The 16,324-nt window shown below is 36.4% G+C and carries 14 protein-coding genes and 1 other annotated feature; of the genes, 5 read left to right on the plus strand and 9 right to left on the minus strand.

All coding sequences use genetic code 11. The features are described from left to right. Positions 1-115: 115 nt before the first annotated feature. The 5 genes from tyrS to acsA form a co-directional block, all read right to left on the minus strand. Complete coding sequence (gene tyrS / locus ACIQ7L_RS08725) at positions 116-1,372, minus strand: tyrosine--tRNA ligase (RefSeq protein WP_400568266.1); 1,257 nt, start codon at positions 1,370-1,372, stop codon at positions 116-118. Between the two features lie 67 nt (positions 1,373-1,439). Beyond that, positions 1,440-1,667, minus strand: a binding site (T-box leader). A gap of 100 nt (positions 1,668-1,767) precedes the next feature. Beyond that, positions 1,768-2,013 carry a hypothetical protein gene (locus ACIQ7L_RS08730; RefSeq protein ID WP_400568267.1) on the minus strand — a complete coding sequence of 82 codons (246 nt, stop codon included), beginning with the start codon at positions 2,011-2,013 and terminating at the stop codon, positions 1,768-1,770. Beyond that, positions 1,994-2,539, minus strand: a complete 546-nt coding sequence (locus ACIQ7L_RS08735) for an RNA polymerase sigma factor (RefSeq protein WP_400568269.1) — start codon at positions 2,537-2,539, stop codon at positions 1,994-1,996. Before ACIQ7L_RS08735 ends, ACIQ7L_RS08730 begins: the two co-directional genes overlap by 20 nt. Beyond that, on the minus strand, positions 2,520-2,975 hold the full coding sequence (locus tag ACIQ7L_RS08740; RefSeq protein ID WP_400568271.1) for a hypothetical protein: 456 nt from the start codon (positions 2,973-2,975) through the stop codon (positions 2,520-2,522). Before ACIQ7L_RS08740 ends, ACIQ7L_RS08735 begins: the two co-directional genes overlap by 20 nt. 168 nt (positions 2,976-3,143) lie before the next feature. Then, positions 3,144-4,862 carry an acetate--CoA ligase gene (acsA, locus tag ACIQ7L_RS08745; protein ID WP_400568273.1) on the minus strand — a complete coding sequence of 573 codons (1,719 nt, stop codon included), beginning with the start codon at positions 4,860-4,862 and terminating at the stop codon, positions 3,144-3,146. A 176-nt stretch (positions 4,863-5,038) separates the two neighbouring features. Between acsA and ACIQ7L_RS08750 the strand changes: the two genes are divergently transcribed. The 3 genes from ACIQ7L_RS08750 to ACIQ7L_RS08760 are packed head-to-tail and all read left to right on the plus strand — an operon-like array spanning position 5,039 to position 7,496. Next, positions 5,039-5,671, plus strand: a complete 633-nt coding sequence (locus tag ACIQ7L_RS08750; protein ID WP_097899546.1) for a GNAT family N-acetyltransferase — start codon at positions 5,039-5,041, stop codon at positions 5,669-5,671. A gap of 17 nt (positions 5,672-5,688) precedes the next feature. Then, positions 5,689-6,333, plus strand: a complete 645-nt coding sequence (locus ACIQ7L_RS08755; RefSeq protein ID WP_400568275.1) for an acetoin utilization AcuB family protein — start codon at positions 5,689-5,691, stop codon at positions 6,331-6,333. Further along, positions 6,330-7,496, plus strand: coding sequence for an acetoin utilization protein AcuC (locus ACIQ7L_RS08760; RefSeq protein ID WP_400568277.1), 1,167 nt, complete (start codon positions 6,330-6,332; stop codon positions 7,494-7,496). The genes ACIQ7L_RS08755 and ACIQ7L_RS08760 overlap by 4 nt, the downstream gene beginning before the upstream one ends. A 501-nt stretch (positions 7,497-7,997) precedes the next feature. On the opposite strand, the gene ACIQ7L_RS08765 is transcribed toward ACIQ7L_RS08760, so the two are convergent. Then, complete coding sequence (locus ACIQ7L_RS08765; protein WP_400568278.1) at positions 7,998-11,084, minus strand: hybrid sensor histidine kinase/response regulator; 3,087 nt, start codon at positions 11,082-11,084, stop codon at positions 7,998-8,000. A 409-nt stretch (positions 11,085-11,493) separates the two neighbouring features. Between ACIQ7L_RS08765 and ACIQ7L_RS08770 the strand changes: the two genes are divergently transcribed. Both ACIQ7L_RS08770 and mscL read left to right on the plus strand, forming a co-directional pair. After that, complete coding sequence (locus ACIQ7L_RS08770) at positions 11,494-12,582, plus strand: response regulator (protein WP_400568280.1); 1,089 nt, start codon at positions 11,494-11,496, stop codon at positions 12,580-12,582. A 516-nt stretch (positions 12,583-13,098) separates the two neighbouring features. Next, positions 13,099-13,497 carry a large conductance mechanosensitive channel protein MscL gene (gene mscL, locus ACIQ7L_RS08775; protein WP_400568282.1) on the plus strand — a complete coding sequence of 133 codons (399 nt, stop codon included), beginning with the start codon at positions 13,099-13,101 and terminating at the stop codon, positions 13,495-13,497. A gap of 46 nt (positions 13,498-13,543) precedes the next feature. Here the strand turns inward: mscL and ACIQ7L_RS08780 are convergent, their stop codons facing one another. The 3 genes from ACIQ7L_RS08780 to ACIQ7L_RS08790 form a co-directional block, all read right to left on the minus strand. Beyond that, positions 13,544-13,816, minus strand: a complete 273-nt coding sequence (locus ACIQ7L_RS08780; RefSeq protein WP_400568284.1) for a DUF3917 domain-containing protein — start codon at positions 13,814-13,816, stop codon at positions 13,544-13,546. A gap of 135 nt (positions 13,817-13,951) precedes the next feature. Further along, positions 13,952-14,962 carry a catabolite control protein A gene (gene ccpA / locus ACIQ7L_RS08785; RefSeq protein WP_400568286.1) on the minus strand — a complete coding sequence of 337 codons (1,011 nt, stop codon included), beginning with the start codon at positions 14,960-14,962 and terminating at the stop codon, positions 13,952-13,954. 264 nt (positions 14,963-15,226) lie between these two features. Then, entirely contained in the window at positions 15,227-16,300 is a 1,074-nt protein-coding gene (locus tag ACIQ7L_RS08790) for a bifunctional 3-deoxy-7-phosphoheptulonate synthase/chorismate mutase (RefSeq protein WP_400568288.1), read from the minus strand. Between the last annotated feature and the right edge of the window lie 24 nt (positions 16,301-16,324).

Consider the following 16,324-nt stretch of genomic DNA (forward strand, 5'->3'; position numbering starts at 1 on the left):
CTTATACATACATCATACTCCTTACTTGTGACTTCCGTATGAACATAGAGAGAAGATAAAAACAAAAAGGCTTTGGGGAATCTATCTCCCCAAAGCTTTTTTTCATACTACTTGATTAGTAACGAATTAAGAAATATTTCTTCTTACCGCGGCGAATAATTGTGAATTTACCTTCGATGCGGTCGTTTTCTGTTACAACGTAATCTAATGCTTGTGTACGCTCACCGTTTACGTAGATTGCACCGTTCGTTACATCTTCACGCGCTTGACGTTTTGATGGTGAAATTTTACTTTCAACAAGTAAGTCGATTAATACTGTATCTTCTGCAGTGCGTTCTACAGATGGTACATCTTTGAACCCTTGCTCGATTTCGCTTGCAGTAAGTTCTGCTACAGAGCCGCTGAATAATGCAGCTGAAATTTTAATTGCTTGCTCTAACGCTTCTTCACCGTGAACAAGTTTTGTCATTTCAGATCCTAATGCTTTTTGTGCTGCACGTTTTTCTGGCGCTTCAGCTACTTGCTTCTCAAGCTCAAGAATTTCTTCATGAGATAAGAATGTGAAGTATTTTAAGTATTTAACAACATCGCGATCATCTGTGTTGATCCAGAATTGGTAGAACTCGTAAGGAGTTGTTTTTTCTGGGTCTAACCAAATTGCGCCGCCTTCTGTTTTACCAAACTTCGTGCCGTCAGATTTTGTAACAAGCGGAATTGTTAAGCCGAATGCTTTCGCATCTTCTTCTGATTTACGAATTAATTCAAGACCCGCTGTGATGTTACCCCATTGGTCACTACCACCGATTTGTAGACGGCAATTATGCTGCTTATATAAATTTAAGAAGTCGTATGATTGTAAAATCATGTAACTAAATTCAGTAAATGAAATACCTGTCTCTAAACGAGATGCTACTGTATCTTTTGCTAACATATAGTTTAAACCGAAGTTTTTACCGATGTCACGTAAGAATGTAATGACATCTAAGTTTCCAAGCCAGTCATAGTTATTTGCCATTGTTGCTGGGTTTTCTACATTTTCAAACTCTAAGAAGTTTGAAAGCTGATTTTTAATACTTTCTGTGTAGTAAGCAACTGTATCTTTCGTATTTAATGTACGCTCTGCTTTTTTACCACTTGGGTCCCCGATCATACCTGTACCACCACCAACAAGTGCGATTGGTTGATGACCAGCTAATTGGAAACGACGTAACATTAATACCGGTAACATATGGCCAATGTGTAAGCTATCCGCTGTTGGATCAAAACCACAGTATAATTTCACACTTTCTTTTTCTAATAACTGTTGTAAACCTTCAGCATCTGTTTGCTGATTAATTAAACCGCGAAATTCAAGATCTTGTAAAATACTCATATTCTACATACTCTCCTTTACATTACTTGAGCGTGAAATGTGAAAACATAAAAAAATCGCCCCTCAAATAAGGGACGATTTTGATCATCGCGTTACCACCCTAGTTGTAGGCAAAAAAGCCTACCACCTCATTCACATAACGGCTCAACACCGTCTTTTCCCTTTCGAATACAATTCAATCGAAAAAAGATGCTCCAGGGGCGTAATTCACGATCATCTATGTGCTGATTTCCACCGACCATCAGCTCTCTAAAACAGGGAAATGATCACTACTTCTCCCTTTCCACGCTCAATTATTTATATACTTTTCTTTATATCATTATTTACTATTGTGTGTCAAATCGAGGGAAATGATACGTTACCTTTCCACTCTAAGGCTATTCGCAATTCCTTAACTAGAGACTCGCAATAAGTATCATAATGAAAGAAAGAATCGGAACACCAGCTAATAACGATACATGAAACGCAATTGATAAATCATTCCCAATCGTCGCTTCCACAGGATCTTTTGCTGGAGACGCAAGAAAACGTAAAAAACGATCTCCCAGATTAACTTTTTGCGGAAAATCTGGAATTTCCACATGATCGCTATCTAAATGTTGCTTTAATTTATATTCTTTATTAAAGGGATTTTCGCTCAATTTCATCCACCTCCAGCAATTGTTTCAATCTCTTAATGCCGTTATGAAGCCTAGATTTCACCGTTCCTACAGGAATATTAAGCACCTCTGCGATTTCCTTTTGCGGCATATCATGATAATAGGAAAGAATCAGGACAGCCCGCTGATCTTCAGGAACTTTCAAAATTGCCTCTCTTACGGTGAGCCGGTCTTCTTGTGAAAACTCCTTCTCCTGAATCGGTACTAAAAACGGTAAAAGAGAGCGCCACTTTTTTCTTCGATTCAATTTATTAATCATAAGGCGATAACCGATTTGAAACAAATACGTTTTAATTTTCCCCTTTTCACTCTCATACATATGCTTCTTCCGCTCTAACATTAAAAACGTATCTTGAACGAGATCTATACTCAATTGCTCATCACGGTTAAATCGATACAAAAATGTATATAGCGCTGGTTTGATCAAAACATATAGTTTTTCTCCAGCTTGCTTATCTCCATTTTGATACGCAAGCATGAGCTCTTCCTCAATCCCAATCTGCACCATGTTTTTTAATCTCCTTTATTCCTTTTAACGTTAAAGAGATTCGGCTAACTAAATAAATACTTGCGACTAATGTCCAAACCTGCGCTTGATTCGTAAAAAACTGAACATATGGGTTTTGAATCGTAAACCCACTTGAAACTAAAATATTTAACGCTTGCACACATATACATGCGTACACTGCAAGACAAACTGAAATTGTATCAAATACATTCCAGCGAAAATATATTTTTGTTTTTATAAAATCAATTTTATATCCTTCTTTTCGTACAACATGCTTCTTATCAAAAGGGAAAATGATAGAAAACATAACAATCATAATAATTCCCCCAGTAATCATCGAAACCTTAAATCCTATCGCCATAGGCAGTAACATACCACAAGAAAATACAACTATAATACCTAATAAAGCAAAAATAAGCATCCATTTATTCAACATATAAACCGCCTCCTAATCTATCCTGTCATAAACTTATACAAATACTGGAGGCAAATGGTTCAAAAAATTATTTTATTTTTTTAATTATTTTCGCAGGATTCCCGCCAACTACTACATGATCACACAAAAAGAAAAGCCTGAACGTAACATCGTTCAGACCTTTCTCTCTTAATCTTCCATCGTCGATAAGTCGCCTGTTGGTAAGTTTAACTCCCACGCTTTTAACACGCGTCGCATAATTTTACCACTTCTCGTTTTCGGTAATTTATCTCGGAATTCAATTTGTCTTGGCGCTGCATGAGCTGCAAGACCTTTTTTCACAAATTGGCGAATCTCTTCTTTTAATTCATCGGATGCTTCATATCCTGCGCGCAATGCGATAAACGCTTTAATAATTTCTCCGCGCACTGGATCCGGAATACCAATTACACCAGCTTCCGCTACAGCAGCGTGCTCGATTAATTTACTTTCTACTTCAAATGGACCAACACGCTCACCAGACGTCATAATTACATCATCAATACGTCCTTGGAACCAGAAGTATCCATCTTCATCCATATAAGCAGAGTCACCTGATACATACCAATCTCCCGGCATGAAGTAAGACTCATATTTTTGCGGATTGTTCCAAACAGCGCGCATCATAGCTGGCCATCCCTTAGCAATCGCTAAGTTCCCCATTGTATATGGCGGTACTTCATTTCCTTCGTTATCAACAATCGCTGCCTTCACACCTGGAATTGGTTTCCCCATTGATCCTGGGCGAATTTCCATACAAGGATAGTTACAAATAACTTGTCCCCCTGTTTCTGTCATCCACCATGTATCATGAATACGAAGGCCAAATGCGTTCATTCCCCAGCGAATTACTTCTGGATTTAACGGCTCACCAACGCTTAGTACGTGGCGCAACTGTGATAAATCATACTTTTTAATTGCTTCTTCGCCAGCGCCCATAAGCATGCGGAACGCTGTTGGTGCACTATACCAAACCGTTACGCCATAATCTTGCAACGCTTCATACCATGCCTCTGGACTAAAGCGTCCTCCTACAATAAGGTTTGACGCTCCGACTAACCACGGTGCAAATATACCGTAGGCAGTTCCTGTTATCCAGCCCGGATCAGCTGTGCACCAGTATACATCGTCTTCTTTTAAATCTAACACCCATTTTGCTGTTTGATAGTGCTGCACCATCGCATTTTGCGCATGAAGAACTCCTTTTGGTTTCCCTGTAGAACCAGACGTATAATGAAGAATTAATCCATCCTCACGATCTAACCATTCAATTTGCAGCTTGTTAGAAGCTTGTTCAAATAATGGATTAAACGCGACAAGCTTTCCGCCGTCTTCTACATTTTCTCCAACAAGAAAGACGGTCTTTAACGCTGGTAAGTCATTCAGTGGTACACGCTCTAACAATTCAGGCGTCGTAATTAGCACCTTCGCTTCACTATCTTCTAGACGATCGCGTACCGCACCTTCCATAAATGCTTCAAATAACGGCCCAACAATCGCGCCTAATTTCACTGCACCAAGAAGTGCAAAATATAATTCCGGTGAACGCGGCATGAAAATAAAAACGCGATCTCCTTTTTCCACATCACCATAGTTTTTCAAGACATTTCCCGCTTTGTTAGAGAACTCCTGCATTTCTTTAAATGTATATTTTTCTTTGCGCGATCCATCTTGATAATAAAGTGCTACTTTATTTTTCCGATCAGATTTCGCATGTTTATCAATTGCCTCATATGCCATATTCACTCGGCCTGTTTCATACCAAGAAAAGTTTTTATTCACCTCTTCCCAGTTGAAGCCTGCGTATGTTTCTCCATAATTCAACAAATTATTTTCTCCTTTAATGACAGGAAGCGTTTCCATTTTCATGCTTTACATCCCCCTCCTATGTATTCTATTATCTATTATAATAGCATTATTTAAAATTTTCAGTATATTTGTTGATTTTTAGACATATTTTTACTGACAAAATTCGATTCACATCGCATATATTATAAAGTACGATAATAGTAGATTCACAAACCCTCAAGGTGGTGAGCAAAACATTGATTCATAAAAAAATATATAATGCTAGAAATTTAAAAACAGCAAAAGGAACCTTAATCATTGAAGGTCCTGTATCTACACATAATCTCGAAATGTATGAATTTCATCCAGACTTAGTTGCCTTTCGCCCTGCTGATCAGCAATATAAAGCAATTGTCGAAATTTCTAAGTTACCAGAAGCTCGCATTCTTATTGCTAGACATGATCAAACAATTGTCGGGTATGTTACATACCTATATCCTGATCCGCTAGAACGGTGGTCAGAAGGAAATATAGAGAATTTAATTGAACTCGGGGCAATTGAAGTCATTCCAGCATTCCGCGGCTGCTCTGTTGGAAAAAATCTATTAGAAGTTTCGATGATGGATGATCATATGGAAGATTATATTATATTAACGACTGAATATTATTGGCATTGGGATTTAAAACAAACGGGTTTAAATGTTTGGGAATATCGCAAAGTGATGGAGAAAATGATGAATGCCGGTGATTTAGAATGGATGGCAACAGATGATCCAGAAATTTGTTCCCATCCTGCTAACTGTTTAATGGTTCGCATCGGAAAACGCGTTGATACAAACTCTATCCAAGCATTCGACCGCTTACGCTTTCAAAATCGCTTTATGTATTAAGAGGGGAGACCTATGAAATGATTGTAGAAGAGATTATGAATCATGATGTAATTGCACTGCACCCAGATGATACGATAGAAACCGCTCTACGAACAATACACTCAAAAAACATTCGACACATTCCAATTATAAATCATGATAACAATGTCGTCGGCATTATTTCCGACCGCGATGTACGAGATGCAAGCCCGTCTATTCTGGATGAACAAGTTTCACTCGATATGCTAAAGCAGCCGATACAGCTCATTATGAAACACCCCGTGATGACGTGCCATCCTCTCGATTTCGTTGAAGAAATTGCGACTCTATTTTTTGAAAATAAAATTGGCTGCCTTCCTGTTACAAAAGGCGGAAAGCTTGTTGGAATCATTTCAGAATCGACAGTGCTGCACACACTCGTCAAACTAACCGGTGCTCATCAGCCAAGTTCACAAATTGAAATTCAAGTAAAAAATGAACCTGGTATTCTAGGCAAAGTAGTTACTATTTTTAGTGAACTTCAAATTAATATCGTAAGCGTTCTTGTCTATCCAGCAAAAGATGAGAATCATAAAGTACTCGTTTTCCGCATTCAAACGATGAATCCTCTAAGGATAATTGAAGCATTAGAAGCAAAAGGTCACCATGTCTTATGGCCAAATATAATGGGGATGCAGGCATGAAGAGCGCCTTCATTTACTCAGATCATTTTCGGGGCTATTCTTTTAGCCCTGAACATCCCTTTAATCAACTTCGCGTTACACTCACGTACGATTTATTAGTAAAGAGTGGCTTTATTTCTCCTTCTCAAGTCATTCCGCCAAGGATGGCAACAGACGAGGAGATTGCTTTGATTCATACAGAGGAATACATAAATGCGGTAAAACGTGCTGGAGAAGGAAAATTAGAGAAATCAATCGGGGTAACATACGGCCTTGGAACAGAAGATACGCCAATGTTCCCCCATATGCATGAAGCAGGTGCATTACTTGTTGGCGGTACATTAACAGCTGTTGATGCAGTCATGTCCGGGAAAGCAAGGCATGCGTTAAACTTAGGTGGTGGTTTACACCATGGATTCCGCGGCAAAGCATCTGGTTTTTGTATTTATAACGATAGCTCCATCGCTATTAAATATATCCAAAAAAAATATGGATTGCGCGTGTTATATATTGATACAGACGCCCATCACGGTGATGGTGTCCAATGGTCTTTTTACGATGATCCTAACGTCTGTACGATTTCACTCCATGAAACAGGGCGCTATTTATTCCCTGGAACTGGTGCAGTCAATGAGCGCGGACAAGGCGTTGGATACAGTTATTCTTTTAATGTTCCACTCGATGCCTTCACAGAAGATGATTCTTTTTTACAGTCTTATCGCACTGTTGTAAAAGAAGTGTCAGCTTACTTTAAACCAGATATCATTTTAACGCAAAACGGCGCTGATGCGCATTATTACGATCCACTTACACACCTTTGTTCAACAATGCAAATTTATCGCGAGATTCCAAAGCTTGCTCATGAAATCGCAAATGAATACTGCAACGGACGCTGGATTGCCGTTGGCGGCGGTGGCTACGACATGTGGCGCGTCGTCCCAAGAGCGTGGGCACTCATTTGGCTCGAAATGAATAACATCCAAAACATCTCAGGTTATCTCCCTCCAGAATGGATTGAAGCTTGGAAAGGACAAGCAACTGCCGAACTTCCCCTCACATGGGAAGACCCTAACAACATGTATAATCCTATCCCTCGAAAACAAGAAATCGAAGAAAAAAACGCATTAACAGTAGCAAAATCTCTTGAAATTATTCGGAATAATACGAAAAAGGCTTTGTATTAAATAAAATCAGTAAAGATTTTCTACTGATTATTAGTCCTTACCAATCGGGCTTTTACAGAATAAAAGAATAGGAGGTTTGCTCCTATTCTTTTTATGAAAGGTGATAGTTTATGTGGACACAACAACTCATCCACACAAATCATGGCACTTTTAAAATCTTTACAAAAGGGAGTGGCGAACCACTTTACGTTAATTTAATACAAATGGTGATTATTTAGCTGCAAATATAACTTTATTTACGGTTCCCAGCCATATTATATAAATCCATTTTAATTTTTCAATATATAAGTCGCTGCTAGGTAGAATAAAACATAATCTGCCCTCGCTTTCTTCCTTTGTTTTCACCCTTGCATGTGGCAGAAAAAGGCCCTGACCGCTTCTATGCATGGCTAGATGCTCTCGTCCACCTAAAAGAAAGAGGTTTTTATGCCGTTTTTTCAACTTGTATTTATATAACTTTAAATTCCTATATAAAATTAACAAAAAACTCTTTATATGCTTTTATTCAATAGGAACTGTAAAAGAAATCACCGTACCTTCACCAAGTTCACTCTTAATATTTAACCCTGTTCCATACAGTTGTTTTAAGCGGGCGTCGGTATTTAATATACCAATACCACGTTTTTGATTCGGTTTTTTTGTTAAAATTTCCTTTATTCTTTCAGGAGACATACCAACGCCATTATCAGAAATGGAAACTTGTACAAATTCACGGGCTCTTTGGATTTGTATATGGATACATCCACCATTCGCTTTTTTCACGATCCCATGGCGCACAGCATTTTCAACTAATGTCTGAATCGAAAACGGAGGAATTTGACAGTCCACTCCACTTTCAATGTCCCAAACAACTTGTACTCTTTTTCCAAAACGTTCTTTTTCGATATAAAGATATGATTTCAGTACATCTAGTTCATGTTGAAGAGGCACAGTACGTTCTAAAATTTCCTCACCAAAACTAGCCTTTAAATATTCTCCAAATTCAACAATTAATTTCTCCATCCTTGTTATATCAATTTCACTTAGTGCTGCAATTGTATTCAGCGTATTAAAAAGAAAATGTGGTTGAATTTGTGCTTGAAGCCAAGCCGCCTCCATTCGTACTCTTTCATGAATGGAATGTTTCAAGTCAGTTAAAGCTTTCATTCTTACCTTTAATTCAAGAGCATCAACTGGTTTTACGATATAATCATTTGCTCCAGCAAGAAAACCTGTATAAATATCTGCCGGTTGAGACCTCGCTGTTAATAATAAAATCGGAAGCTCAGAAATCGAGTATTGCTCACGAATTGCTTTTGTTAGCTCATAGCCAGACATTGTTGGCATCATCACATCAATAAGGATAATATCCCATTCCATATTTAATCGATTTAAGACTTCCATCCCAGTTGTTACGGTTTCAAGTTCATATTCTTCCTGTGGCAGTATACTTTTCAATACTTTTAAATTAATCGGATCATCATCAACAGCAAGAACCCTCGGTTTATTGCTAGCACTATTATTATTTTCTACTCCACTCTGCTGTAGTTGAGGAAGCGAAGGAACATGCTCCATTTTTATTTGCGAAAAAACTGGCGTTTGTTCATTTTCATTTTGCAACTTTTCAGCAAGCGGCAATGTAAATGTAAAAATGGATCCCTGCTTTATAAACGAGGTGACGGTAAGTGTTCCACCGTGCATCTCAACTAATTGCTTACAAATACTTAATCCAAGTCCAAATCCGCCACTTTCTTGGTAAGAAGAATCTCCCTGCTCATAAGGAAGGAAAATTCTCTTTTGCGTTTCTTGATCAATACCAATCCCTGTATCTTTCACATGAATAACCGCGTAATTATTTTGTTCTTCCACATCTATCGTAATGAAACCTTCATCTGTAAATTTCACTGCATTATGAAGTAAATTAAATAAAATTTGAATTACACGATTTTGATCTGCAAGCACAAGCGGGAACTGCGCTGGAATGTTCATGTTTATCCGTAATCTTTTTTCTTCCATAATGAATTTTTGCATGTCAACAACCGTTGTAATGATTGGCTGCAACTCAAGCGCCTGCTTATTTATAGTCATTTCTTTTTGTTCCATTCTTTTAACATCTATTAAATCATTTAATAAATAAGACATGCGTCTTCCAATTGTCATTAGCAATTGGAGATTTTGCTTGCTTTCATTCGGTAATTTCGCTTTCTCATTATGTATAACACCTCGCGCTATGTTAATCATTCCATGCAGTGGATTGCGAAGCTCATGCGCTGTGTTTGCCAAAAATTGATCTTTCTTACGATGCTCTTTTTGTAATTCTTCAACTAATTCAACGTTTTCATCATTCGTTCTAAAAAAGCGAATAAACCAAAAGGTTGAAAACGTCAAAAAAACTAAAATTAAATCAACAGGATAGAAAACCGGATCAAATATCCTTGCAAAATCCGAACTATAAAAGGTTATCATTTCTTTAAAAGCTGCCCATAATATGTTCGACAGAGTACTAATTGCCGCGAAAAATAGAAAAAGAGAATCGCTTTCACCACTCTTAAGCACTTTTAACATAACAATAGCTATCGTTACAATCGGAATCACTACGGCAAAAAATAATAAAATTGCCCATTCTTGTATGATTCTAGATGGAGACAGTAAGACAAATAGCACATAGAGTCCGCATAATCGGATAACCCATGAAATAAACTTGCTACTCCTATAAGTTTGAAAAAATTTTTTTATAAAAAGTAACAAGAACATCCCTAAGCCACTATAAGATATATAGAGAATCTTTATATATACTTGAAAATCCAATTCGAACCAATCTGAGAGAAATCGATTATTACTAATTAAAACCGAAATTCCAGTTAAAAAACTAGCAATAGAAAAGTAAAAAATTTCAATCTGTTTTGGTTTTATCATAAATACAATGAATGCGTAGACACTATGTAGAAATATAATGATGGCAACTATGAGCTGCAGACTAAGTGTCTTAAAATGCTCCCCCGTGATTGCATTTTCAGTACCAAAACGAACCACTCCTGTTATACCACCCTGAGTAGATTCTTGCGTATTTTTTGTCACTGCAATAAGGAGGCGTATCACACCATTCTCATCAGGCGTTACTGTTATAATCGTTGGAGTAAGAGTGGATTTATTGGCATTATTAGGTTGAAAAACGCTACCTCTTTGTTTAATAAGCTTTCCATTAACATAGAGATCGAACTGATTATGAACACGTTGAACGTCCAAGCTATATTTTTGATGGGGATCTTTAACCAAAATTGTCAAAGAGTATGTACCGTATTCTTTTTTTTCATCGTTTAAAGAAACTTGGTCTCCCCAATTACTAGGAACTTGAATGAATTCATTCGTAACATCACCTGATTGATCTTTTAATTGTTCAGGTGTTAATAAAACATTCGGATAAAATCTCCACTCGCCATTCAATGTAACAATATCTTGGTCGTTAAATTCAATTCCTGACAGATTTAATGTTCCATTTTTAGCAAAAGGCTGATTCAAATACAGAGAATCATTGAACCAAATAAAACGCAGACTAATAATAAAGATAATAAAAAAGAACACAACAAATAATACTTTACGTCTAGACATAATGAGTACCTCTTCATAAAGTTTCGGACATCCGATTATTAAGTAATATACATTTACTAATTCTAAATCGTTACTATTTTTTTGAAAATGTAAATATTTCTTACAACAACATAATATACCACGACTTTACAAATGTGTTAATCATAACCGTATTCTACTTTAAGATATCATAATAAAAAATTGGCTACTATTTTCTTATTTTCAACACACACATTTCTTGAGAAATACATTCGCTTCCAATAAACAACATAGGAAATAAACCATTTCATTTCCTATAAATATATGAACATGTTATGATTTTGATTAGATTGTAAAATTAAATATATTTTGTTATAACAATAAGATGGAGATCCTTAGTGGAAGGTTCCTATACAATATATTTTGAGATTTTTTGAAGAGGTGAATACATATGAGAGCAATAGTTGTTGATGATGAAACATTAATACTTCATCAACTTAAAAGAATGTTAGATAAACTGAATATCTTTCATGATGTTGTTTGTTTTGATAATAGTAAAGCTCTTATCTCTTATACCAAAAATCATTCAATAGACGTAGCATTTCTTGATATTGAAATGCCCGAAATTAACGGGATTACGTTAGCGCGCGAGCTACAGTCTAAATATAAGGATATTAAAATAATTTTTATTACAGGACATGATAATTATGCTGTCGAAGCATTTGAAATATATGCATTAGATTACATTATGAAACCTATTACACGAAAAAGATTAAGTAATACGATCAATCGCTTAATGCAGAGCAATGTGCACTCAACATGTGATAAATCTGAAGCAAAGACACCTATCTTAAATTGTCTCGGGGAATTAAGCTATATTGATGCTGTTACTGGTTCAAGAATTATATTAGAAAAATGGAGAACGAAAAAATCAAAAGAATTGTTTTTATATCTGCTTCACAATCGAAACAAGATTGTCAATAGAGATTCTTTAATTGAATTACTCTGGCCTAACATTGATTTTGACCAAGCACGGGTTAATTTACACTCAGCAATCTATCAACTTCGTCAAACCATTCATTTTTATCAAATTGATTTACATATTATTCGAATGGATGATGGATATAAACTTGATTTACAAAATATATCGGTAGATGTTGATATCTTTGAAAATCAAGCCTCCCTTCTTCCTAAAGAAGTAAATAACGAAACATTAACTGACTATACAACGGTTGCTTCTCTATATAAAGGTGATTATTTGAGCGACAACAATTATTGGTGGGCTGAAGGTGAGAAAACACGATTGCGGAATTTGTATTTTAAACATGCTTTTAGTCTAATTCGTTTTTATGTCCACGTAGGCAGTTATAATGAAGCAATAGATCTTTGTCTTCTCTTACAAGGAATTGAACCATTTGAAGAAGATACTTATGAATATTTAATATTCTTATATGCCAAAACAGGAAATCAAACTGCTAAATTAAACCAAGAAGCTATGCTTTTTAAACTATTAAATGATAATGAAATGCCCATCATGTAAATGTTTTTCATACATTATGGGCATTTACTTATTTTCACCACCACACGCTACCGTTATTCCGGCATACATAGCTAGAAGAGATGAACAAATCTCAAATTGAGATGAGTTGATTAGATATATACATCAATTAAAAAACCAAAATAAAACCCCTCTTTTTAGGTGGGAGAGAGCATCTGGCCATGCATAGAAGCGGTCAGGACTTTTTTCTGCCACATGCGAAGTAAAAACAGAAAGAGCAAACAAATGTAAGTTACTTTTTATTCGGCATAGCAGGGATTTAGATGTCGAAAAATTAAAATGGATTTATATAGTATCACACAAAAAATGCTAGATTCATTACTACAATCTACCGAAACGCAAATCACATAATTTGGATTTTATAGAAGAAAACGGATACAGTTTTCTGAATTCACTTTCATTCCCATTCACTCTTTATTTCTATCACAAATTTCTATAGAATATGTTGATGGGAATTATAAATTTTATAGTAAATCGTGGAAAGGATGGGAATTATACATGTGGAACGAGTTTAAAAAGTTCGCTTTAAAAGGGAACGTCATGGACTTAGCTGTCGGGGTTGTCATCGGTGGCGCATTTGGTAAAATTGTTTCTTCATTAGTAAGCGATGTTATCATGCCATTAGTTGGATTACTACTTGGTGGAATAAACTTCACAGGGCTTTCCTTTACATTTGGAGATGCTGTTGTACAATATGGTAAATTCATTCAAACGGTTATTGACTTCTTAATTATCGCATTCTCTATCTTCTTATTCATTAAACTGTTCAATAAATTAACATTCAAAAAAGAAGAAGAAAAGAAAGAAGAAGTACCAAAACCAACAAAAGAAGAACTACTTCTTGGCGAAATTCGCGATCTATTGAAACAACAAAATGCTTCAAAAGACAACGCATAATTGAACGGACAAAAGGCATGCCCGATGGGACATGCCTTTTTATATCTTATAACGTTTCGGAATTCATATGAATGAACAAAATAATACCGGCAACCATTAATACCATAATTGAACCTGCAAATAATGTAATTCCTACAAATACAAAATTTGCACTCAAGCTAGCTGAAACATTTTTAATAAAAATAGAAGTTACATACGTGATAAGGGCAATTCCGGCAAGAATACTTCCTGGAATAAATCGCTTTAAACCATTTTGTTTTAACGTCATATAGGCAAAAAAAGCAGTCATGCAAAGCGTAATTATCCAAAGAACGATCATTTCTTCTCCTCCCCTCACAACCCTTTTCTTTCTATTATACATGACATTACGTTGTAATAGGGAAAATTACTCTTAAGCGACGTATGATTGAAAACAAAAAAACTCACAGCACCACGCTGCGAGTTCTTTCTATTCTTACTTCGTTGAATTTCTAAATTGAATACGGTGAGGTAAGATAACTGTATGATCTTCTACTTTTTCTTTGTTCATGTATTTTGTTAATAGACGCATTGCTACTGCACCGATGTCATACATTGGTTGTACAACTGTTGATAGTTGTGGGCGCACCATTAATGCAAGGCGTGTGTTATCAAAACCAAGTACTTCTACGTCTTCTGGTACATTTAGTCCAGCATCTTGTACCGCATGGATTACACCTAATGCCATTTCGTCTGAAGACACGAAGATTGCTGTTGGCTTTTGATCAAGTCCCCAAAGCTTTTCAAATGCTTCTAGACCTGAATCATATGTGTAATCTCCATCGATTATAAGCTCTTCATCATATGCAATACCCGCTTCTTCTAAAGCCTTTTTATAACCTTGTAATTTCTTTGCACTTCCCGCTTTGTCGATGAAAGGACCAGATACGAAGCCGATACGTTTATGACCCTTTTCGAGGAAATGCTTCATTGCATCATAAGCTGCTTGTGTATAATCAATATTTACTGATGGCGTCTCATTTTGCTCATCAAATGATGCAGCTAGTACGATTGGTACTGGAGACTTTTTAAACTCTTCTACATGGGCGTCTGTAATATCTTCACCCATGAATACAATCCCGTCCACTTGTTTCCCAAGCATTGTATTTAATAAGTGGAACTCTTTTTCTTTATTTTGATCAGAGTTACTTAAAATGATGTTATATTTATACATTGTTGCGATATCTTCAATTCCGCGTGCAAGTTCTGCATAAAACGTATTTGAGATATCTGGAATAATAACACCTACTGTAGTTGTCTTTTTACTTGCTAATCCACGTGCTACCGCATTTGGACGGTATCCTAAGCGATCAATTGCTTCTAATACTTTCTTTCTTGTTGTAGGTTTTACGTTTGGGTTACCGTTCACAACACGTGATACGGTTGCCATTGAAACGTTTGCTTCGCGCGCTACATCATAGATTGTTACGTTCATCTCTTTGCACACTCCTTCTATATTATGTTATCTATTTTTATGTATCGGTTCACTTGAATGAAAAAAAAGACATCAACTCTATTTGAAGATGTCGCCAATCGTCCCGAGTCCTTTTACTAATGATACGATAAAAATACAGGCTCATACAATATTTTCCCGCAAAAGTTTCGAAAAAATTCGCTTCTTTTCTCGTATTTTCGTATTTTTTATGAAAAAAAGGATATTTTCTGTAAAAAGTCTATGCAATCAATGTCGCATAGACGAAACAAGAATGATCTATGATCTACCGCGAAATGCTTTTAATTCTTTCATAAACTCATTGAATTCTGGAATATCCATTTGCTGTGCTGAATCTGATAATGCAACAGCTGGATCAGGGTGCACTTCAGCCATAACTGCGTCAGCTCCAATTGCCATCGCTGCTTTTGCAGTCGGTAACAGAAGGTCACGACGCCCTGTAGAATGCGTTACATCGACTACAACAGGTAAATGTGTCTCTTTCTTTAAGATCGGAACAGCGGAAATATCTAGCGTGTTACGCGTTGCTTTCTCATATGTTCGGATGCCGCGCTCGCATAAAATAATATCGCCATTCCCTTGTGCAATAATATATTCTGCCGCATATATAAACTCTTCAATTGTTGCGGATAAACCTCGTTTTAATAATACTGGTTTTTTTACAGCGCCCGCAGCTTTGAGCAGTTCAAAATTTTGCATATTACGCGCTCCAATTTGAATGACATCTACATAATCTAATGCCATTTCAATATCATTTGGATTTAAGATTTCACTAATAACGGCTAAATCATATTCGTCTGCAACTTGGCGTAAAATCTTCAGTCCTTCTACACCAAGACCTTGGAAATCATAAGGAGATGTACGAGGTTTAAATGCACCGCCGCGCATCAATTTTAAACCTTGTTCTTTCATCGCTTCGGCAACTTGACGTACTTGCTCATAGCTTTCTACTGCACATGGCCCCATAATAAAATGCGGATTCCCATCACCAATTTTTTCACCTTTTATATCAACAATTGTATCTTCTGCTTTCTTCTTACGTGAAACAAGAAGCGCTTTGCGGTGATCATCTTCTTGTAATTCCAGGCTTGACTGAAAAATTTGTTTAAAAATGTGCTGAAGAGTCGATGTTTCAAATGGTCCATCGTTATTTTCTGCAATTAAATCAAGCATGCTTCTTTCACGTACAGGGTCAAATCGTTTTACACCTTGCACTTCTTTTAATTTACCGACCTCTTGAACAAGACGACCTCTTTCATTTAATAATTCTAAAATTTGTAGATTCATTTGGTCAATTTGAGAACGTAAACGATCTAATTCTTGTGATGCCATAAGAAAGCCACCTCTTTCAAAATT

The organism is Bacillus sp. NPDC094106, assembly GCF_044764345.1.
In the GTDB taxonomy this organism is placed as follows: Bacteria; Bacillota; Bacilli; order Bacillales; family Bacillaceae_G; genus Bacillus_A.